General features: G+C 61.7%; 13 protein-coding genes and 1 pseudogene. 9 read left to right on the top strand and 5 right to left on the bottom strand.

Annotated elements, in window-relative coordinates:
* Positions 1 to 246 precede the first annotated feature (246 nt).
* The 3 genes and pseudogenes from FQ192_RS34930 to FQ192_RS05150 all read left to right on the top strand — a co-directional run.
* Positions 247 to 1,338: pseudogene (locus FQ192_RS34930) on the top strand (methyl-accepting chemotaxis protein); the annotation flags it as partial.
* On the top strand, positions 1,315 to 2,244 hold the full coding sequence (locus FQ192_RS34925) for a methyl-accepting chemotaxis protein (RefSeq protein ID WP_372242323.1): 930 nt from the start codon (positions 1,315 to 1,317) through the stop codon (positions 2,242 to 2,244). The pseudogene FQ192_RS34930 and the gene FQ192_RS34925, both read left to right, overlap by 24 nt.
* A 249-nt stretch (positions 2,245 to 2,493) precedes the next feature.
* On the top strand, positions 2,494 to 2,883 hold the full coding sequence (locus FQ192_RS05150) for a hypothetical protein (RefSeq protein ID WP_149657632.1): 390 nt from the start codon (positions 2,494 to 2,496) through the stop codon (positions 2,881 to 2,883).
* On the opposite strand, the gene FQ192_RS05145 is transcribed toward FQ192_RS05150, so the two are convergent.
* Complete coding sequence (locus FQ192_RS05145; protein WP_149657631.1) at positions 2,884 to 3,660, bottom strand: TatD family hydrolase; 777 nt, start codon at positions 3,658 to 3,660, stop codon at positions 2,884 to 2,886.
* Between the two features lie 3 nt (positions 3,661 to 3,663).
* Complete coding sequence (cra, locus tag FQ192_RS05140; protein ID WP_149657630.1) at positions 3,664 to 4,659, bottom strand: catabolite repressor/activator; 996 nt, start codon at positions 4,657 to 4,659, stop codon at positions 3,664 to 3,666.
* A gap of 290 nt (positions 4,660 to 4,949) precedes the next feature.
* Between cra and ptsP the strand changes: the two genes are divergently transcribed.
* From ptsP to FQ192_RS05120, 4 genes are all read left to right on the top strand, one after another.
* The gene (gene ptsP, locus FQ192_RS05135) at positions 4,950 to 7,811 is read left to right on the top strand and encodes a phosphoenolpyruvate--protein phosphotransferase (protein ID WP_149657629.1); all 2,862 of its coding nucleotides are present in this window, start codon (positions 4,950 to 4,952) and stop codon (positions 7,809 to 7,811) included.
* On the top strand, positions 7,811 to 8,752 hold the full coding sequence (gene pfkB / locus FQ192_RS05130; protein WP_149657628.1) for a 1-phosphofructokinase: 942 nt from the start codon (positions 7,811 to 7,813) through the stop codon (positions 8,750 to 8,752). Before ptsP ends, pfkB begins: the two co-directional genes overlap by 1 nt.
* 11 nt (positions 8,753 to 8,763) lie before the next feature.
* Complete coding sequence (locus tag FQ192_RS05125; protein ID WP_149657627.1) at positions 8,764 to 10,503, top strand: PTS fructose-like transporter subunit IIB; 1,740 nt, start codon at positions 8,764 to 8,766, stop codon at positions 10,501 to 10,503.
* A 189-nt stretch (positions 10,504 to 10,692) separates the two neighbouring features.
* Entirely contained in the window at positions 10,693 to 12,234 is a 1,542-nt protein-coding gene (locus tag FQ192_RS05120; protein WP_149657626.1) for an alkaline phosphatase, read from the top strand.
* A gap of 134 nt (positions 12,235 to 12,368) precedes the next feature.
* Here FQ192_RS05120 and FQ192_RS05115 read toward each other — a convergent pair whose 3' ends face one another.
* Positions 12,369 to 14,894 (bottom strand): sulfite reductase flavoprotein subunit alpha, encoded by a 2,526-nt coding sequence (locus tag FQ192_RS05115; RefSeq protein ID WP_149657625.1) that lies wholly within the window; start codon positions 14,892 to 14,894, stop codon positions 12,369 to 12,371.
* Between the two features lie 293 nt (positions 14,895 to 15,187).
* The gene (locus FQ192_RS05110) at positions 15,188 to 17,446 is read right to left on the bottom strand and encodes a TonB-dependent siderophore receptor (RefSeq protein WP_149657624.1); all 2,259 of its coding nucleotides are present in this window, start codon (positions 17,444 to 17,446) and stop codon (positions 15,188 to 15,190) included.
* 207 nt (positions 17,447 to 17,653) lie between these two features.
* On the opposite strand from FQ192_RS05110, the gene FQ192_RS05105 reads away from it, so the two are divergent.
* Both FQ192_RS05105 and FQ192_RS05100 read left to right on the top strand, forming a co-directional pair.
* Positions 17,654 to 18,334 (top strand): Fe2+-dependent dioxygenase, encoded by a 681-nt coding sequence (locus FQ192_RS05105; protein ID WP_149657623.1) that lies wholly within the window; start codon positions 17,654 to 17,656, stop codon positions 18,332 to 18,334.
* Positions 18,331 to 19,086 (top strand): tetratricopeptide repeat protein, encoded by a 756-nt coding sequence (locus FQ192_RS05100; protein ID WP_149657622.1) that lies wholly within the window; start codon positions 18,331 to 18,333, stop codon positions 19,084 to 19,086. Before FQ192_RS05105 ends, FQ192_RS05100 begins: the two co-directional genes overlap by 4 nt.
* 101 nt (positions 19,087 to 19,187) lie before the next feature.
* Here FQ192_RS05100 and FQ192_RS05095 read toward each other — a convergent pair whose 3' ends face one another.
* Positions 19,188 to 20,351: a type III PLP-dependent enzyme gene (locus FQ192_RS05095; RefSeq protein ID WP_123405201.1), complete on the bottom strand. Its 1,164-nt coding sequence runs from the start codon at positions 20,349 to 20,351 to the stop codon at positions 19,188 to 19,190.
* Positions 20,352 to 20,692 lie beyond the last annotated feature (341 nt).

Genomic DNA, 20,692 nt, shown 5'->3' with positions numbered 1-20,692 from the left:
TTTGCGACTGCTTCGCAGCCGAGCGGGAGCAAGCTCCCTCGCCACAGGCAAGCCCCCTCGTCACAAAGTCCTCATCAGGCCCATCCTGCCGTTAACCTTAAGTTACAAAACCCCCCTCCGATTTGAGCTATACAGAGATAGCGCCCAATAGTGGCTATCTGCTGTATCTGTGCGCCTGCCAATAAAAATAAGAAATCCAAGGGAGACTTCACAGTGAAGAGCTTGCTCTATCCCGCTGTCGCGCTGATGAACCGCCTGAGCTTCGGCATGAAGTTCAGCCTGATCAGCGTGCTGTTCCTGGTGCCGATGCTGGTGACCAACTTCTACCTGGTACGCGATTCCTATCGTGAATTCCAGGGCACTCGCGTCGAACTGCAAAGCCTCGACCTGCTGGGCAGCAGCCTGACCCTGCGCCGGGATCTGGAAACCCTGAACAACCTGGTGCAGATCAACGTCACCCTCGGTCAGTCCGGCAAGGCCGGCGATGTCGAGACCAAGATCAGCGCCCTGGAGCAAAGCGTGCTCGCCCGCTTGCAAGGGCTGACGGCGATGAGCACCGACCCGGAACAGGTCACGGTCTTCGATGGCAAACGCGATGAAATGATTGCCGCGTTCAAGGTCCAGCAAGCGGAAAACTCCCTGCAAAGCAAAAGTGCGCTGATCGGCAAGTTGCTGGGCAATGCGCAGATTTTCAGCCAGATCATCACCAGTCAGGCCGGCCTGAGTCGCGACAACCAGAGCGACATGCGCCAGCTCAGCGAACTGATCACCAATGTCACCCCGCCGGTCACGCAGATTCTCGGCGAAGGCCGGGCCATGGGCTCGCTGTCCCTGGGGCAGGGCTTTCTCAATTCGGCATCGAGTACGCGCTTCGACGAGCTGCTGGCGCAGATCGAAAAGCTTCAGGCTGAATACGGGCTGAAGCTGCACGACGCATTGGGCTCCAGCAAAGCAGCCAACGATACCCTGGCCGCCCAGGCCGAGAGCAGCAAGGCGTCGCTGAAAAAGGCCAGCGAGCTGTTCGAAGAACAAGTGGTGATGGCCGACACCCTCGATGCACCGTGGCAGGGTTTTTACGATCAGGTCACCGGCCTGATGGACCACACCTACCAGCTCAATGAAGCGACCCTGAAGTTTCTCGGCACTCAGTTGCAACAGCGCCTGGAGCAGAACCGCACGCACATGGTGATGCAGGCCGTGGCGCTGTCGGTGGTGTTTGTCTTGATCTTCTACCTCTACGGCGGTTTCTACGCCTCGACCCGCACCACCCTCAAGCGCCTGGGCGCGATGATGGACCGAGTGGCGGCCGGCGACATGACCATCACCTTCAGCGCCAATAGCCGCGATGAACTGGGCGAGTTGGGTGAGGTGTTCAACGGCACCGTGAAGAAAATCCATGACTTGATCGAGCGGGTCGGCCAGACCGTCGGCGAAGTCGAGCGCCAGGCCGGGCAAGTGGAAAGCGTTTCCGCCCAGAGCAACCAGGCCGTGGCCGGGCAGCGCAGCCAGATCGAGCAGGTCGCCACGGCCATGAACCAGATGTCGGCCACCTCCCTGGAAGTGGCGCGCAGTGCCGCGGCGGCGGTCAGCAGCGCCCACAGTGTCAACGACGAAACCCTCAGCGGTCGCGGGTTGGTGGAGTCCCAGCAGGGCAGCATTGCGGCGCTGGCCACTGAGATTGATCAATCGGTGCTGGTGATCAATCAACTGGCCATCGACAGCCAGTCCATCAGTCGGGTGCTGGACGTGATCAAAAGCATCGCCGAACAGACCAACCTGTTGGCGCTCAACGCGGCCATCGAAGCGGCGCGGGCGGGGGAGCAGGGCCGTGGTTTCGCGGTGGTGGCGGACGAGGTCCGGACCTTGGCCAAGCGCACCCAGCAATCGACCGAAGAAATCGAACAGATGATCGCCAAGCTTCACGGCGGGGTCGGCGCGGCGGTGAAGGCCATGGGCGTCAGCCATCAAATGGCGAACGGCACGGTGGGGCAATCGGAAAAGGTCCAACAGGCCCTGGAAAATATCCTCGGCGCTGTGGGAATGATCGTCGACCAGAACCAGCAGATCGCCGCCGCCGTGGAACAACAAACCGCCGTGGCCCACGACATCGACCAGAACATCGTCGAAATCAACCGCGCCGGCGAGCGCACGGCCGAAGGTGCGCATCAGACCGAGCATGCCAGCCGGGCGTTGTCGGCGCAGGTGGTGGAGTTGAAACAATTGATCAGCGCGTTCCGGGTCTGATCAACACCACCAATCCCCTGTAGGAGCAAAGCTTGCTCGCGAAAGCGGCCGTACAGTCAACGTTGATGTTGGCTGACACACCGCCTTCGCGAGCAAGCTTTGCTCCTACAGGGATTGGTGTTGTGTGAGTAGTCTGTAGGACGTATTACCTTTCCCGGTGCGGTGTTTCCTGATTTCGCGCGGATGCTGGTTTTTGGTCTTCAATAGAGGAAGATCCATGTCTCTAACCTGCCCTGAGGAAGCCCGGTTATGTCCGCCGCCACGCTTGGAATCCTGGGCCGCTGCGCCCATTGCCAGCGCACCCTGTTGCTTGAACCCTGGCAACTCAACGCTATCGCGATCGACGAAACGTTTACCTGTTCCCACTGCGAGAAGACCCTGCAACTGCGCGACCCCAAGCAGATCAAGCGCTTCAAGTCGCTCGATTCCCTGGCCTGGTTGCGGGCGAGCACGCTGATCATGGTCTGCACCGCGCTGTTGGTGGCGCTGGTGATGGAGTGGGTCGGGTTGCTCAGCGTCGTGGAACAGCTGAATTTTTCGCTGTTGGCGATTCTCGTCTACTTCGGCGTCGTCCGGTTTGCCCGGCATCGGCAACACATCACGCTGACGCTGGAGGCCGCCAGGGCCCACGTCGACTGACTACCAGTTGAACAACTCGCAGGCATTCGCCGTACTGACGGCCGCCAGTTGCTCGGGGCTGATCGCCATGATGTGCGCCAGTGCCGTACAGATCGCCGGCAAGTGCGCCGGGCTGTTGCGCTGGCCGGGGAACATGGCGGGCGCCATGTCCGGGGAGTCGGTTTCCAGCACCACTGAATCCAGCGGCAGTTGGGCCAATACGCGGTGCATACGCAAGGCCTGCGGCCAGGTCGCGGCGCCACCCAGGCCGAGTTTGAAACCGAGCTTGATGTATTCCCGCGCTTCTTCCTGACTGCCAGCGAAGGCGTGGATGATCCCCGCGCGCTTCAGGCGAAAGCGTTTGAGCGTGGCAATCACGGCGGCATGGCTGCGGCGCACGTGGATCAGCGCCGGCAGATTGAAATCCACCGCCAGTTGCAACTGCGCGTCGAACAGCGCCTGCTGGCGCTCGCGATCGAGGGTTTCGATGAAATAATCCAGGCCGATTTCGCCCACCGCGCACAGCTGCCGATGACCGGCCAACCGCGTCAGCCAATCACCGAGGGCCGTCAAATCCTCGGGGCGGTGATCGTCCAGATACACCGGATGCAGCCCGAACGCCGCGTGCAGATCGGGATCGCTCTGCACCAGATCCCAGACCCGCTGCCAATTGCCCTGAAAAACCCCCAACACCACCATCCGCCGCACCCCCAGGGCGCGGCTTTCGGCCAGCAACGCCGTGCGATCGGCGTCGAAGTCCGGGAAGTCCAGATGAGTGTGGCTGTCGATCAGCTCCACGGCTCAGTCCTGCAGAATGCGCTGCTTGAAGGTCCGCGCGATGGCCAGCACGCCGGGTTGGTAATCCGACTGTTCGATGGCGGCCAGGGCCAGCTCCAGGGCTTTGTCGGCGATCAACTGATGTTGCTGGGCCATGGCGTTGACCGGCAACGGCAGGAAATCCAGCAACTGGGTGTCACCGAAGGTGCCGAGGCGCAGCGGGCGGGTTTTCAACGGGAAGTCATGCAAGGCATCGAACACGCCTTGCAGCAGTACGTAGGACGTCGTCACTAGGGCATCCGGCAAATGGCCCAGGCGCTGTAGGAGTTCTTCCATCAACTGCTTGCCACACTCGCGGCTGAACGACTCGCCGTGTTCGATCAGGATTTCGCCTTTGAACCCGGCCAACGCCTCTTTGAACCCGGCCGCACGCTCCTGGCTGATGCTCAGCTCGGGACGGGCGCCGATCAGGGCGATCTGCTTGGGCACCGGCTCGAGCAGGCTGCGGGTCAGTTGCAGGCTGGCTTCGCGGTCGTCACTGATCACCGAGCAGAAATGCTCGGGTTCCATGACCCGGTCGATGGCGATGATCGGAATGCCCTTGGCCTGCAACTGGCGATAGCTGTCGTCGTCAGTCGGCAGGCAACTGGCGACAATCAAGGCATCACAACGCCGGGCGCGGAACAGTTTGAGCAATTGCCGTTCACTTTCCGGCGCATCATCAGAACTGGCGATCAGCAGTTGATAACCGCGCGCCCGGGCGCCTTGCTCCAGCAGCTTGGCGATCCGTGCGTAACTGGGGTTTTCCAGGTCCGGCAGGATGAAGCCCAAGGTGCGGGTATGCCGACTGCGCAGCCCGGCGGCCTGAGGATTGGGCGTAAAGCCATGTTGCTCGACCACGGCGCGAACACGCTCCACAGTCGCAGCGCTGATGCGTTGCTGCGCGGCCTTGCCATTGATGACATAACTGGCGGTGGTAACGGACACACCGGCCAACTGTGCGATATCACTGAGTTTCAACTCGGGATTTCCTTGTTTTTTCGAGCTTGCCCCGACATTTTCGCCAATCCTACCCGATTCGGGCAGGCGACTATTGTCGCAACGCATCCGACAAGTTGGACTTCAAGGATGGGACATTATCGAGTAACGTGCCAAACATTCTAGATTAATCGTTTCAGCAAGCGTATTTTCTGCGTTATAGAGTCCTTTGGCCGGTTCTGCCGCGAAACCGCCAAAAGTCATCATCAAGGGCCTAAGCTGAAACATTCAAAACAATACCTGGCGTCCCAAGGCGCCAAAAAGGAGAAAGCATGCTCGAGCTCACCATAGAGCAGATATCCATGGGCCAGTCGGCTGTGGATAAGTCAGCCGCGTTGCACCTGCTGGCCCAGCATCTGGTTGCCGATGGTCTGGTAGCAGAGGGTTATCTCGCCGGTTTGCAGGCGCGGGAAGCCCAGGGCTCGACCTTTCTCGGCCAAGGTATTGCCATCCCCCACGGTACGCCGGAAACCCGCGACCAGGTGTTTTCCACCGGCGTGCGGTTGATGCAATTTCCTGAAGGCGTCGATTGGGGCGATGGCCAGATCGTCTACCTGGCGATCGGCATCGCCGCCAAATCCGATGAACACCTGCGTTTGCTGCAACTGCTGACCCGCGCCCTCGGCGAGACTGATCTGGGCCAGGCCCTGCGGCGCGCCAGTTCCGCCGAAGCGCTGCTGAAGCTGTTGCAAGGCGCGCCGCAAGAACTGGCGCTGGATGCACAGATGATCGGCCTCGGTGTCTCCGCTGATGACTTCGAAGAATTGGTCTGGCGTGGTGCACGTTTGCTGCGTCAGGCCGATTGCGTGAGCAACGGTTTCTCCGCCGTGCTGCAACAGGTCGAAGCGCTGCCCCTGGGCGATGGCCTGTGGTGGCTGCACAGCGAACAAACCGTGAAGCGTCCGGGCCTGGCCTTCGTCACGCCGGACAAACCGATGCGTTACCTCGGGCAGCCATTGAGCGGTCTGTTCTGCCTGGCCAGCCTCGGCGAAGCGCATCAAGCTTTGCTCGAACGCCTCTGCGCCTTGCTGATCGAAGGCCGCGGCCACGAATTGGGCCGCGCCACCAGCAGCCGCAAAGTCCTCGAAGTGCTGGGCGGTGAAGTGCCCGCCGACTGGCCGAGCGCGCGCATTGCCCTGGCCAACGCCCACGGTTTGCATGCGCGCCCGGCGAAGATCCTCGCGCAATTGGCGAAAAGCTTTGAAGGCGAGATCCGCGTGCGCATCGTCGATGGCCAGGACAGCGCGGTGTCGGTCAAGAGCCTGAGCAAACTGCTGAGCCTCGGCGCCCGTCGCGGTCAGGTGCTGGAATTCATCGCCGAACCGAGCATCGCCGCCGACGCCTTGCCGGCCTTGCTTGCGGCTATTGAAGAAGGCCTCGGTGAAGAAGTTGAGCCGTTGCCCGCCGTGAGTCAGCAGCGGGAAGTGTTTGCCGACGTCGCCGAAGTACTCCTCGCCCCAGCTTCGGGCAGCCTGATCCAGGCCATCGCCGCCGCGCCCGGCATCGCCATCGGCCCGGCGCATATTCAAGTGCTGCAAGCCATCGATTATCCGCTGCGCGGTGAGTCCGCCGTCGTTGAGCGCGAGCGCCTGAAACAAGCGCTGACCGATGTCCGTCGCGACATCGAAGGGTTGATCGAGCGCAGCAAGTCCAAGGCGATTCGCGAGATTTTCATCACCCACCAGGAAATGCTCGACGACCCGGAATTGACCGATGAAGTCGACACCCGCCTCAAGCAGGGCGAAAGCGCCGAAGCGGCGTGGATGGCGGTGATCGAAGCGGCGGCCAAACAGCAGGAATCCTTGCAGGACGCGCTGCTCGCCGAACGCGCCGCCGACTTGCGCGACATCGGCCGCCGGGTGCTCTCGCAGTTGTGTGGTGTCGAAACCCCGAGCGAACCGGAGCAACCGTACATTCTGGTGATGGACGAGGTCGGTCCGTCCGACGTGGCCCGTCTCGATCCGGCCCGGGTGGCCGGCATTCTTACTGCCCGTGGCGGCGCCACCGCTCACAGCGCCATCGTTGCCCGCGCATTGGGGATTCCGGCGCTGGTCGGTGCTGGCGCGGCCGTGTTGCTGCTGGCACCGGGCACGCCATTGCTGATCGATGGGCAACGCGGTCGCCTGCATGTGGACGCCGATGCCGCGACCTTGCAGCGCGCCACCGAAGAACGCGACACCCGCGATCTGCGGTTGAAAGCCGCTGCCGAACAACGCCATCAACCGGCGCTGACCACCGACGGCCACGCCGTGGAAGTGTTCGCCAATATCGGCGAAAGCGCGGGCGTCACCAGCGCGGTGGAGCAGGGCGCCGAAGGCATTGGCCTGCTGCGCACCGAACTGATTTTCATGGCGCATTCGCAAGCGCCGGACGAAGCCACCCAGGAAGTCGAATACCGTCGCGTCCTCGATGGCCTCGCCGGGCGGCCGTTGGTGGTGCGCACCCTCGATGTCGGCGGCGACAAACCGCTGCCGTATTGGCCGATCGCCAAGGAAGAAAACCCGTTCCTCGGCGTGCGTGGTATTCGTCTGACCTTGCAACGTCCGCAGATCATGGAAGCGCAATTGCGCGCCTTGCTCCGTGCGGCGGACAACCGCCCATTGCGCATTATGTTTCCCATGGTCGGCAGCGTTGATGAATGGCGTCAGGCCCGGGACATGACCGAACGTCTGCGTCTGGAAATTCCGGTGGCGGATTTGCAACTGGGGATCATGATTGAAGTGCCGTCGGCGGCGTTGCTCGCGCCGGTGCTGGCCAAGGAAGTCGATTTCTTCAGCGTCGGCACCAACGACCTGACCCAATACACCCTGGCCATCGACCGCGGTCACCCGACCTTGTCGGCCCAGGCTGACGGCTTGCACCCGGCGGTGCTGCAACTGATCGACATCACCGTGCGTGCGGCCCATGCCCATGGCAAATGGGTCGGCGTGTGCGGCGAACTGGCGGCGGATCCGTTGGCGGTGCCGGTGTTGGTCGGCCTCGGTGTGGATGAACTCAGCGTGTCGGGCCGCAGCATCGCCGAGGTCAAGGCGCGCATCCGCGAACTTAGCCTGGCCCAGACCCAAACCCTCGCCCAACAGGCTTTAGCCGTGGGTAGCGCCAATGAAGTGCGCGCACTAGTGGAGGCCCTGTAATGGCCAAGATTCTCACCCTGACCCTCAACCCGGCGCTGGACCTCACGGTCCAGTTGCCGGTGCTGACACCCGGTCAGGTCAACCGCAGCGATGAAATGCACACCCACGCCGCCGGCAAAGGCGTGAACGTGGCGCAAGTGCTGGCGGACCTCGGGCATCAACTGACGGTCAGCGGCTTTCTCGGCGAAGACAATCTGCAAGCCTTCGAAACCCTGTTCGCCAAGCGCGGTTTTGTCGACGCGTTCATTCGTGTGCCGGGCGAAACCCGCAGCAACATCAAACTGGCGGAAAGCAGCGGGCGTATCACCGATATCAACGGTCCGGGACCACAGGTCAGTGAAACGGCGCAGCAAGCGTTGCTCGATCGACTGGATCAGATCGCGCCGGGGCACGACGCCGTCGTGGTCGCCGGTAGCCTGCCGCGCGGCGTCAGCCCGCAGTGGTTGCAAGCGCTGATCGAGCGTCTGAAAAACCTCGGATTGAACGTGGCCCTGGACACCAGCGGCGAAGCCTTGCGTGCAGGGCTGGCGGCCGGCCCGTGGCTGATCAAACCCAACACGGAAGAACTCGCCGATGCGCTGGATTGCGACGTGGTTTCAGTGACGGCCCAGGCCGAAGCCGCGACCCGATTGCATGCGCAAGGCATCGAGCACGTGGTGATTTCCCACGGCGCTGACGGCGTGAACTGGTTCAGCGTGGGCGCGGCGATGCATGCCACGCCACCGCGGGTCAGTGTGGTCAGCACCGTGGGTGCCGGCGATTCGCTATTGGCGGGGATGCTCCACGGTTTGCTCAGTGCCGACACGCCGGAACAGACCGTGCGCACCGCCACGGCGATTGCCGCGATGGCGGTCACGCAAATCGGTTTCGGCATCAGTGATGTCGCGCAATTGACGCAGCTCGAACAGGGCGTGCGCGTGCGCCTCCTGACAGAACAATAAGAGGGGTTGTCATGAAGTTAGCCATTGTTACGGCCTGCCCGAACGGCATGGTCACCAGTGTGCTGCGCGCGCGGCTGCTCGACGCCGCGGCCCAGCGTCAGGGCTGGAGCACTTGCGTCGAAGTCAACGATGCAGCACACCCGGAACGTCAGTTGTCGGCGGCGACGATTGAGTCCGCCGAGTGGGTGTTGCTGGTGACCAGCACGCCGGTGGACATGTCGCGATTTGTCGGCAAGCGGGTGTTTCGCAGCACCCCGGCCCAGGCCCTGCAAGATGTTGAAGCGGTGTTGCGTCGGGGCGCTGAAGAGGCCGAGATTTACATCGCCGCCGAAGCGGTCGAAGAACCTGTCGTGGCCGCCAAAAACGCACCACGCCTGGTCGCAATCACCGCGTGCCCAACTGGCGTTGCCCATACCTTCATGGCCGCCGAAGCCTTGCAGCAAGCGGCCAAGCGTCTGGGCTACGACCTGCAAGTGGAAACCCAGGGCTCGGTCGGTGCGCGCAATCCCCTGAGCGCAACGGCAATTGCCGAGGCCGACGTGGTGCTGCTGGCCTGCGATATCGAAGTTGCCACCGAGCGTTTTGCCGGCAAGAAGATTTACCGTTGCGGCACTGGGATCGCGTTGAAACAGGCCGAAGCCACGCTCAATAAAGCCTTGGCCGAAGGCAAGCAGGAAAGCGCTGCGACGGGGGCCAAGGGGCCGGCCAAGCAAGAGAAAACCGGCGTCTATAAACACCTGCTGACCGGGGTGTCGTTCATGCTGCCGATGGTGGTGGCGGGCGGTTTGATGATCGCGCTGTCGTTCGTGTTCGGCATCACCGCGTTCAAGGAACCGGGCACGCTCGCCGCCGCACTGATGCAAATCGGCGGCGAGACCGCGTTCAAGTTGATGGTGCCGTTGCTGGCGGGGTACATCGCCTACTCCATCGCCGACCGTCCGGGCCTGGCGCCAGGGATGATCGGTGGTTTGCTCGCGAGTACCTTGGGCGCCGGTTTTATCGGCGGGATCCTTGCCGGTTTCATCGCCGGTTACGCGGCCCAGGCAATCAACCGTTATGCGCGATTGCCGCAAAGTCTTGAGGCGCTGAAACCGATCCTGATCATCCCGTTGTTCGCGAGTCTGTTCACCGGTCTGGTGATGATTTATGTGGTCGGCAAACCGGTGGCGGGGATGCTCGAAGCGCTCACGCACTTCCTCGACAGCATGGGCACCACCAACGCGATCCTGCTCGGTGTGCTGCTCGGCGGGATGATGTGCGTCGACCTCGGCGGGCCGATCAACAAGGCGGCTTATGCGTTCTCCGTCGGGCTGCTGGCGTCGCAGAGCTATGCGCCGATGGCAGCGACCATGGCCGCCGGCATGGTGCCGCCGATTGGCCTGGGCATCGCGACGTTTATTGCCCGGCGCAAGTTCGCCCAGACTGAACGCGAGGCCGGTAAAGCGGCATTGGTGTTGGGGCTGTGCTTTATCTCTGAAGGGGCGATTCCGTTTGCGGCGAAAGACCCGTTGCGGGTGATCCCGGCGAGCATTGCCGGTGGTGCGCTGACCGGTGCGTTGTCGATGTATTTCGGCTGCAAACTGATGGCACCGCACGGTGGGTTGTTTGTGCTGATGATCCCGAATGCGATCAACCATGCGTTGCTGTATCTGCTCGCCATCGTGGCCGGGAGTTTGCTGACGGCGGTGGCGTATGCACTGCTCAAGCGGCCGGAAGGGGTGGAGTTGGCGCTGGAACCCGCGAAGGCCTGACACCCTGCCACTTACCCCTGACACCCACCCCTTGTAGGAGCGAGGCTTGCCCGCGAAGAGGCCGTCACATTCAACATCTATGTTGAATGACACACCGCCTTCGCGGGCAAGCCTCGCTCCTACAGGGGGCGCGTTTCACACGGGCGTCATGCGCACATGCTTTAGTTTCCCTTTTCCAGGGAGAACACCATGAGCGAATTCAACCTCGGTCGCCGGCGTGTCATGCAAGCGGTTGGCGCCGGATTGTTGCTGCCCGGCCTGGCCCCGGCGGTGATCGCTTCGGTCAAGGATCGGCCGCAACTCACCGACGGCGTGCAGTCCGGCGACTTGCTGGGCGACCGGGCGATGATCTGGAGTCGCAGCGACCGCCCCGCACGGATGGTGGTGGAATGGGACACCCGCAGCCTGTTCACTAATCCTCGTCGATTCGTCTCGCCCTTGGCGGATTCGCGCACCGATTTCACCGCCCGGGTCGAACTCACCGGCCTGCCCGCCGATCAGGCGATTTTCTACCGCGTGCACTTCGAAGACGCCCAGAACGGCACAAGCAGCGAACCCTGGTTCGGCCACTTGCGCAGCGTGCCGACGGCCCGGCGCGACATTCGTTTTGTGTGGAGCGGCGACACCGTCGGCCAGGGCTTCGGCATCAACCCGGACATCGGCGGCATGCGCATCTACGAAGCCATGCGCCTGCGCCTGCCGGATTTCTTTATCCACAGCGGCGACACCATCTACGCCGACGGCCCGGTGCCGGCACAACTCACCACCGAGAGCGGTCGGGTGTGGCGCAACATCACCAGCGAAGCCAAGAGCAAAGTCGCGGAAACCCTCGACGAATATCGCGGCAACTATCGCTATAACCTGATGGACGAAAACATCCGCCGCTTCAACGCCGAGGTGCCGCAAATCTGGCAATGGGACGACCACGAAGTGGTGAACAACTGGTCGCCGGGTAAACAACTCGACGAGCGCTACAAGAGCAAAGATATCCACAGCCTGGTCGGCCGCGCGCGTCAGGCCTGGCTCGAATACGCGCCGATGCGTTTGCAGAGCGCCGACAACGGCGGGCGGATTTATCGCCAGCTGAGCTATGGGCCGATGCTTGATGTGTTCGTGCTCGATATGCGCAGTTATCGCGGGGCGAATGACGCCAACCTCGGCGGGGAAAAACCGTTTCTCGGCCGCGAGCAACTGGACTGGCTGAAGGCTTCATTGAAAGCCTCAACGGCGCAATGGAAAGTCATCGCCGCCGACATGCCGATTGGTCTCGGCGTGCCGGATGGTGAAGTCAGCCCGGGCGTCGCGCGCTGGGAAGCGGTGGCCAACGGTGATCCGGGACCGGCCCAGGGACGCGAGCTGGAAATCGCCGAGTTGCTGGGTTTTCTGCGTCAGCAACAGGTACGCAATTTCGTGTTCCTGACGGCGGATGTGCACTACTGCGCGGCGCATCACTACCACCCGGATCGCGCCGCGTTTCAGGATTTCGAACCGTTCTGGGAGTTTGTCGCCGGACCGTTGAATGCCGGGAGCTTCGGGCCAAATCCGCTGGATAAAACCTTTGGCCCGGAAGTGGTGTTCGAGAAAGCACCGCCAGCGCAAAACACCTCGCCGTTTGCCGGGTTTCAGTTTTTTGGTGAGGTGAATATTGAAGGGCAGACGGGGGAGATGAGTGTGGTGTTGCGGGATCTGGATGGGGTGAGTGTGTTTGAGCAGAAGTTGCAGCCGGTTTGAGGTGAGGGGGAGATCGTTCCCACGCTCTGCGTGGGAATGCCTCAACGGACGCTCTGCGTTCGGCTCTTGATGGGACGCGGTGCGTCCCGGGCGGCATTCCCACGCGGAGCGTGGGAACGATCTGGCTTGAGGTGTCAGTAAACGTCGCGGCGGTAGCGGCCTTGTTCGATCAACCGGTCAACCTCTTCAATCCCCAACACTTCGTTAAGCACGTGATCCACCCCCGATGCCATCCCTTGCAAGCTGCCGCAGATGTAGATCACGGCACCCTCGGCCAGCCACTTCTTCAGCTCGACGGCCGATTCGCGCAGGCGATCCTGGACGTAGATCTTCTCGGCCTGATCCCGTGAAAACGCCAGGTCCAGTCGTTCCAGATCACCTTCAATCAACCAGCCTTCCAACTCATCGCGACACAGGAAGTCATGCCGGCGATTGCGTTCGCCAAACAGCAGCCAATGCCGCTGCTGCCCGTCGGCAATCCGCGCTTTAAGCAAACTGCGCAGCCCGGCCAGGCCCGTTCCGTTGCCCAGCAGGATCATCGGCACCGGTTCCACCGGCAGATGGAAACCGCTGTTACGCCGCACTCGCAGGCTGATGCTGCCGCCCACTGGCGCATGCTCGGTCAGCCAGCCGGAGCCGATGCCGAGGCTGCCGTCGGGGTGCAGTTCCTGGCGCACGATCAGTTCCAGTACGCCGTCGGCGGCGATCGAGGCGATGGAGTATTCGCGCATTGCCAATGGCACCAATGCCTGCACCAGCGCCTGGGCATGCAGGCCGACCAGATGCGTGCGGTTCTCGGGGAGCTGCCGACTGGCCAGCGCCTGGTCCAGCGGTTGCGAGAGACCATCGAGTTCAACACTGGCCCGACCATCAATCCCCAGGCCATCGAGGAAATTTTCGATCGCCCATGGGCAGTTGCGCGGCATGACTTCCACCAGGTCGCCGGCCAGCCAACTGCTGGTGGTCGGGGCGATGAGGCCGAGCAGGTACACCGGCGCACCGCTGCTGTCAGGGTTCATCAGCTCGCGGCGGGCCAGGGTCCAGTTGTCGTAGTGGGGCGCTTGCCAGGTGTCCACGGGGGCCTGTCCGGTCAGCAGGCCGAGTTGCTGCTGCCAGTGGCGCAAGGCGTAAGGGTCGCCGCTGTCGACTTCCACCGGGGCAAACAGGGTCTTGCCGCCGTGTTCGCCGAGCCAGGTGTGCAAGCGCCGGGCGAAACCGCAGAAGTGCTGATACTGGCGGTCACCGAGACCGAGTACCGCGTAATTCAAACTGCCCAGGCTCAACGCCCGCCCCAGCACTTTGCGTTCGAAACCCCGGGCGCTGTCCGGCGCTTCGCCGTCGCCGAAGGTGCTGACCACGAACAACGCGTTGTCCGAGTCCTGCAAATCCTGCTCGCTGACACTCGCCAGCGGCTGCACCTTCACCGGTAACCCGGCGGCCTGTAATTGCCCCGCGGTCTGCCACGCCAGTTGCTCGGCAAAACCGCTCTGGCTGGCGAAGCCGATCAGCCACGCCGGCGCATCGCCGCCCGGTTGCGCCAGGCCTTTGCGCGCATCCTTGATCTGACGTTTTTTGCGTCGACGATCCAGGTACAGCAGCCAGCCCGTGATGAAAAACAACGGCATGGTCAGCGCGGTGACGGTCAGGATGATCCGTCCGACGATGCCAAAGTAGCTGCCGGTGTGCAGCGCATAAATACTGGTCAGCAGTTGCGCCTTGAAGCTCTTGTCGCTGTAGCGATCGTGACGTTTGACGATGCCGGTCGCCGGATCGAGGCTGATCTCGTTCAGCGCGCGGTCATGGGGCGAGGTATTCAACAGGTAAAACACGGTCGCCGGTTGGCCGGCCAGCGGTGGCATGCGGATGTTGTAGGCAGACAGGTTCGGGCCGGCGGCGCTGTAGATGCTGCTCCACATCGCCGCGTAATCGGCGCTCGGCGCCGGACCGCTGGGCGCCGGGCCACGGTTGCGCGCCCGCTCGTTCTGCGGCGCGTCGGAGAGTAATTGCGTCAGGCCCTTGTTGTACCACTCGTAGGACCAGGACAACCCGGTCAGCGCGGCCAACAGGTAAAACAGCATGCACCAGGTGCCGGCCACCGAGTGCAGATCCCAATTAAAGCTGCGGCCTTTTTTCTTCCAGTCGAGAGTGAGCCAGGCACGCCATTTATTCCATTGGCGCGGCCAGCGCAGGTAGAGGCCGGACAGGCAGAAGAACACCAGGAGCAGCGTGCACGCGCCGGTAATCTGCCGCCCGGTATCACCCATCGCGAGGAAGCGGTGCAACTGCAACATGAAGCCAAAGAAGTCCTGGCCGGTGGCGTCGCCCAGGAACTCGGCGGTGTACGGGTCGAAGTAACGCATCTCGCCGCGACGTTCGCCCGGTGGCGGGGTGAAGATCACCCGCGCGGCGTTGCCGCTGTCGGTTTCGACCCAGAGCATCGAGACTTTCTTGCCGGAGGCGGCTTCGATGTGTTCAACCAGTTCGGCGGGCGGCAGCACACCGGCGACCTGTTTCTCCACCTGCAACACAGATGGATTCAGCGCCCGCAGGATTTCATCCTGAAACGAATAGGCCGCACCGGTGATGCCCATCAGGGCCAGGACCAGCCCGGCACTGATGCCAAAGAACCAGTGCAACTGGAACAGGGTTTTCTTCAACACGTCACTCGCCTTGTTCGTTCGAAAGTAATCATCACGGCGCGCATTATGCCGTGGGTTGTCGAGAAACATTCTTTATTACGCACAAAAGCCCCGTTCAATTCAATGAACGGGGCGTTAAGACCGAATGTTGCCTTTGTGGCGAGGGAGCTTGCTCCCGCTGGAGGCCGAAGGACTCCCCAAAAGGGCAATACGGTTTAAGGGGAAAACCGCAGTGCCTGGTTTTGGGGCGGCTTCGCCACCCAGCGGGAGCAAGCTCCCTCGCCACAGTTATGCATTCGACGACCGACTCCCTGTTAGAAGTGGAAGTTGGCGCTCAGCAAGGCGGTACGACCCGCCGCCACGTGGGCATAGTGCGTCTGGAACACCTGGTCGAAGTAACGCTTGTCGGTCAGGTTTTGCACGTTGAGTTGCAGGTCGACGTTCTTGGTCAGCGCGTAGCTGGCCATGGCGTCGTAGCGCCAGTAGGACGGGATCTCCACCGAGTTGGCGACGTTGCCGAACTGCGAGTCGACGAAGGTCGCGCCGCCGCCGATGGTCAACTTCTCCGGGATCAGGTCATACGTCGACCACAGAGTGAAATTGTTCCGTGGCGTGCTCGGCATGTGGTTGCCTTTGTCGGCGGCGAGGGTGGTCTTGACCACTTCGCTTTCCATATAGGTGTAGCCGCCGAAGACTTTCCAGTTACGGGTCAGCTTGCCGGTGTAGGTCAGTTCCAGGCCGTTGACGGTTTGTTCGCCGTCGAGCACTTGGGTGGTGGCGCCGTCCGGATCGTCGATACGCGCGTTGGTTTTCTCGGTGCGGAACAGCGCGGCGGTCAGCGACAGGTCGTCACCGAAGAAGTCCCACTTGGTGCCGATCTCGTAGTTACGGTTCTTTTCCGGGTCCAGATCGCTGTTGTTCGCCGCCAGTTCCAGGCCGCCGTTACCGCTGGTTTCGCCGGCCGGGTTGCTGGAGGTGGAATAGGCCGCGTACACGCTGCCGTTCGGCAACGGGTTGTAGACCACGCCGATCTGGTAGTTGACCAGGTCGCTGGTGTTCTCGCGGGAGAAACTGCCCGCAGGTGTGCTACGCCCCGCATTGGCGTAGCCGCTGGATTCGGTCTGGTAGTTGTCGTAGCGCAGGCCCAGGTTCAGGGACCATTGCTCGTTGAACTTCAGGGTATCGAACACATAGGCCGCAGCGGTCTTGGTGTCTGTGTCGGTGAAGGCGTTGCTGTCTTTGATCGTGCCCGACCAGTTATCCCCAGGCGTCGGCTTGTACAGGTTGGTGCAGTCGCCAGAATTGAACAGTGCGCGGTTGCAAGTGGTGCCGGCAGCCGTCGAGGTCAGGATGTACGGGCGGTTGTGGGTGTCCTGATAGGAAAACTCCAGACCGGTGACCAGGCTGTGTTCGATAGCGCCGGTGTTGAACTTGGCGCTCAGGTCGGTCTGGTTGACCCAGCCGCTGGACGTCGAGTTACGGCTTTTCGAGCCACGGTACACGCTGCCATTGGCCACGTTGCCCTTGCTGTCATCCGGGTTGGTGACGATGTAGTCGAGGGTCGAGCGGGACATGCGGAAGCTGTTGGAAACGGTCAGGTCGTCGTTCAGATCGTGTTCGATCTTGATCGTGCCGCTGTCGTTTTCGGTCTGGCGATAGTCGCGGCCGGTGAGGCCGTAGAAGTTGTCTTTATTGACGTTGGCCGGCTTGTCGACGTGGTACTTGCTGCGATTCGGGCTCAAGGTCAGCGGCACGCCGTAGTCCGGCATGTCATCGGTTTCGACGTGGTAGTAACCGACGGTCACACGGGTGTCGGTGCCCAGGCCGAAGGAGAAGGTCGGCGCCACGCCCCAGCGGCTGACGTCCACGGCATCGCGGCCGGCGACGTTGGCTTCGTGCTTCATCAGGTTCAGGCGAAAGGCCGAGGTGTCGTTGATCTGCTGGTTCAGGTCCAGGGTGGTGCGCTTGGTCTGGTCCGAGCCCCAGGTGAAGCCGCCGTTGTAGAAGTTGCCGAGTTTGGCGGTCTTGCTCACCAGATTCAGGCTGCCGCCGGTGGAACCAGCGCCGGTGAAGGCCGAGCCTGGGCCCTTGCTGATTTCGATCGATTCGACGTTGAAAATCTCGCGGCTCTGGGACGCCGGGTCGCGCATGCCGTCGACGAAGGTGTCGCTTTCAGCGTTGAAGCCACGAATGATCGGACGGTCGCCTGCCGGGTTGCCGCCTTCACCGGCACCGAAGGTGATGCCCGGCGTGGTGCGCAAGGCGTCGACCAGGCTAGTAGCGCCGGTATCGCGGATGACTTGCTGCGGGATCACGGTGACGCTTTTCGGCGTTTCACGCAGGGGGGCGGTGTATTTCTTGGAGGCCGAGGTATCGGTTTTGTAGGAGGTGTCTTGCTGCACGCCAACAACGCTGGTGGCGTCGAGGGAAATCGCATTGCCTGGGGCTTTTTCGTCAGTCTTCTCGGCAGCGAAAACCATGTGGCCCGCGGAGCCCGCAGTGATCGCCATACCAATGGCAGACGCGAGCAAACGTGGTGAACTGACCGGTAATTGTGGTTGTTGGCGTGACATGTGAATTCCCCTCCCCAAGGATTTGAGGCCGCGGAATATAGGGTAAACAGGTATTTGTATCAATTGCGAAACGTTGCTATTCGCGACAAATTTACATTCTTTACACTTTGACCTTACGGTTTTTGTTGGCTCATTCGTCTGCGGGGTTTTACACGGGCAATAAGAATCAATACCATTGGCGCCTCTTTGAAATCAGGTCTCGTCCTCATGTTGCTGCACATTCCCGGCGTGTTCGCGAAAGAAGAAGTGCAGCGCATCCGCGAGGCGCTGGAACAGGCTGATTGGGCGGACGGCAAGATCACCGCCGGCTTCCAGTCAGCCAAGGCCAAGCACAATCTGCAACTGCCTGAAGGTCATCCACTGGCCAAGGAGATCGGCGCGGCCATGCTTGAGCGGCTGTGGAAAAATCCGCAATTCATGTCGGCCGCGCTGCCGCACAAAGTCTTCCCGCCGTTACTGAACTGTTACACGGCGGGCGGCAGCTTCGACTTCCATATCGATAACGCGGTGCGCCAGCCCCAGGGCAGTATCGAGCGGGTACGCACTGACCTGTCGGCGACACTGTTCTTCAGCGAACCGGAGGACTACGACGGCGGCGAACTGGAAATCCAGGACACCTTCGGCACCCAACGGGTCAAGTTGCCCGCCGGCGACCTGGTGCTGTACCCCGGCAGCAGCCTGCACAAGGTCAACGCCGTCACGCGTGGAACACGTTATGCGTCGTTCTTCTGGACCCAAAGCCTGGTCCGCGAGGACAGCCAGCGCGCCTTGCTGTTCGAGATGGACGGGGCGATCCAGCAACTGACCCAGGACCTGCCCGACCACCCGTCGCTGATCCGCCTCACCGGCACTTATCACAACCTGCTGCGCCGCTGGGTCGAGGTATGAGTTATCAACTGCGCCGCGAAGAAGTGCTCGACGGTGATCGCCTCAAAGCCATGCTCGAAGAAAGTCCGGCGCGCGCGGCCCAGGCGATTCTGATCGCGGCCGGCGAAGGCGTGGTGGAGGCCCAGGCCTTGCTGGGGCAGATCCTGCTGGACGGGCAGGGCATCGAACAGGATCAGCCGCTGGCCGTGCGTTGGTTCGGCATCGCCGCTCAGGGCGGGCACCTGATGGCGCGCAACATGCTCGGTCGTTGTCATGAGCATGGCTGGGGGTGTGCGGCGGATGCTGCGACGGCGGCGGGGCATTATCGACTCGCGGCTGAGCAGGGGCTGGATTGGGCGATGTACAACTACGCCAACCTGCTGGCCACCGGGCGCGGTGTCGCTGAAGACCAGGCGCAAGCGCTGAGTCTTTATCGCAATGCCGCTGAACTGGGCCACGCGAAATCGATGAACCTGCTCGGGCGTTATCTGGAAGACGGGCGGGTGTACCCGGCGGACCCGCAGGCTGCACGCGACTGGTATCGACGCTCGGCGCTCGGTGGGGATTTTCGAGGGCAATTCAGCTACGCCGCGGTACTCGCGGATGAAGGCAATATCGAAGACGCGCTGGACTGGTTGCGCAAGGCGCTGGCCGGCGGGAATCTGAATTTCCTGAAGGTGGCGAGTCAGACGCTATTGAACGCAGCGCATCCACGCATTCGCGAGTTGGCCGCTGACTACGCCAAACGCTGCGCCGAACTAACACAGCCCTGACAAACGACACACTCCCCGGAGATGCCGAAGGCTGCGATCAGATCGCAGGAACAAAAAAGCCCATGAATCGTCATGGGCTTTTTGATTTGCGCGTGCAGTACTTACACGTAGAAGGATTTCAACGGCGGGAAGCCATTGAATTCAACCGCGCTGTAACTGGTGGTGTAGGCACCGGTGGACAACCAGTACAAACGATCACCAATCGCCAGGTTCAGCGGCAAACCGTACTTGTAGTTTTCATACATGATGTCGGCGCTGTCGCAGGTGGGACCGGCGATGACCACTTCTTCCATCTCGCCTTTCTTCTCGGTCCAGATCGGAAACTTGATGGCTTCGTCCATGGTTTCGATCAGGCCGGAGAACTTGCCCACATCCGTGTACACCCAACGCTCGACGGCGGTACGGGATTTACGCGCGACCAATACCACTTCACTGACCAGGATCCCGGCGTTGGCGATCAACGAACGGCCCGGCTCGAGGATGATTTCTGGCAGGTCGTCGCCGAAGTCTTCCTTGAGGAAACGGATGATTTCTTCAGCGTAGGTTTCCAGGCTGTTGGTGCGGGTGATGTAGTTGGCCGGGAAGCCACCGCCCATGTTGATCAGCTTCAGGTGGATGCCGTCTTCTTCTTTCAAGCGCTCGAAGATCACTTTGACCTTGGCAATCGCCGCGTCCCAGACGCTGATGTCGCGCTGTTGCGAGCCAACGTGGAACGAGATGCCGTACGGCACCAGGCCCAGGTCACGGGCGAGGATCAGCAGGTCCATGGCCATGTCGGTCTGGCAGCCGAATTTGCGCGACAACGGCCAGTCGGCGGTGGTCGAGCCTTCGGTGAGGATGCGCACGTAGACTTTCGAACCCGGTGCAGCCTTGGCGATGTTGCGCAGGTCGGCTTCGGAATCGGTGGCGTACAGGCGCACGCCCTTCTCGTAGAAGTAGCGGATGTCCTTGGATTTCTTGATGGTGTTGCCGTAGCTGATGCGATCCGGGCCGACGCCCTGGTTCATCACTTTGTCGAGCTCGTAGATCGAGGCGATGTCGAAGTTCGAGCCTTTCTCTTTGAGCAGGTCGATGATTTCGACGGCCGGGTTGGCCTTGACCGCGTAGTAGACCTTGGCGAAATCGAAACCGGCGCGCAGGTCGTCATAGGCCTGGCTGATCATCGCGGTGTCGATCACCACGAACGGGGTTTCTTGTTTGTCGGCAAATGCCTTCATTTTGTTGAAGGTATCGCGCGCGAAATAGTCTTCGACGTTGATCGACATGCTTGGGACTCCTACTGGCAAACTGAGTAAATAAATGGGTGCAAATGAACGTCCTCCGTATCCCCACTTTGGTTCGCCTACTTCCCAAGGCATGTCGCCGAAAGCAAAAAGGCCACGGGAGGCGGTGCTGCCCTTGGCCTTGCTGTCTCGTCGTCAGTACTTGAGCCGGATGGATCGTTTCCAGCATGGACGTTCGGCGCGAACTTTAGGGCGTGAGGGGCTTGAGATCAACTAAAAATGTCGCGTTTTTGCACGCTTCCGTCGTGCGGTCCCGGACAGCTACTGATGTAACCGACCTGCATGACAGTGTGATGTTCCCTCGAATGATCGTTCCCACGCTC

The sequence above is a fragment of the Pseudomonas sp. ANT_J12 genome (assembly GCF_008370045.1).
Taxonomy (GTDB): Bacteria; Pseudomonadota; Gammaproteobacteria; order Pseudomonadales; family Pseudomonadaceae; genus Aquipseudomonas.
The sequence above is the reverse complement of the archived record's forward strand: the minus strand, read 5'-3'. Positions and strand labels throughout refer to the sequence as shown.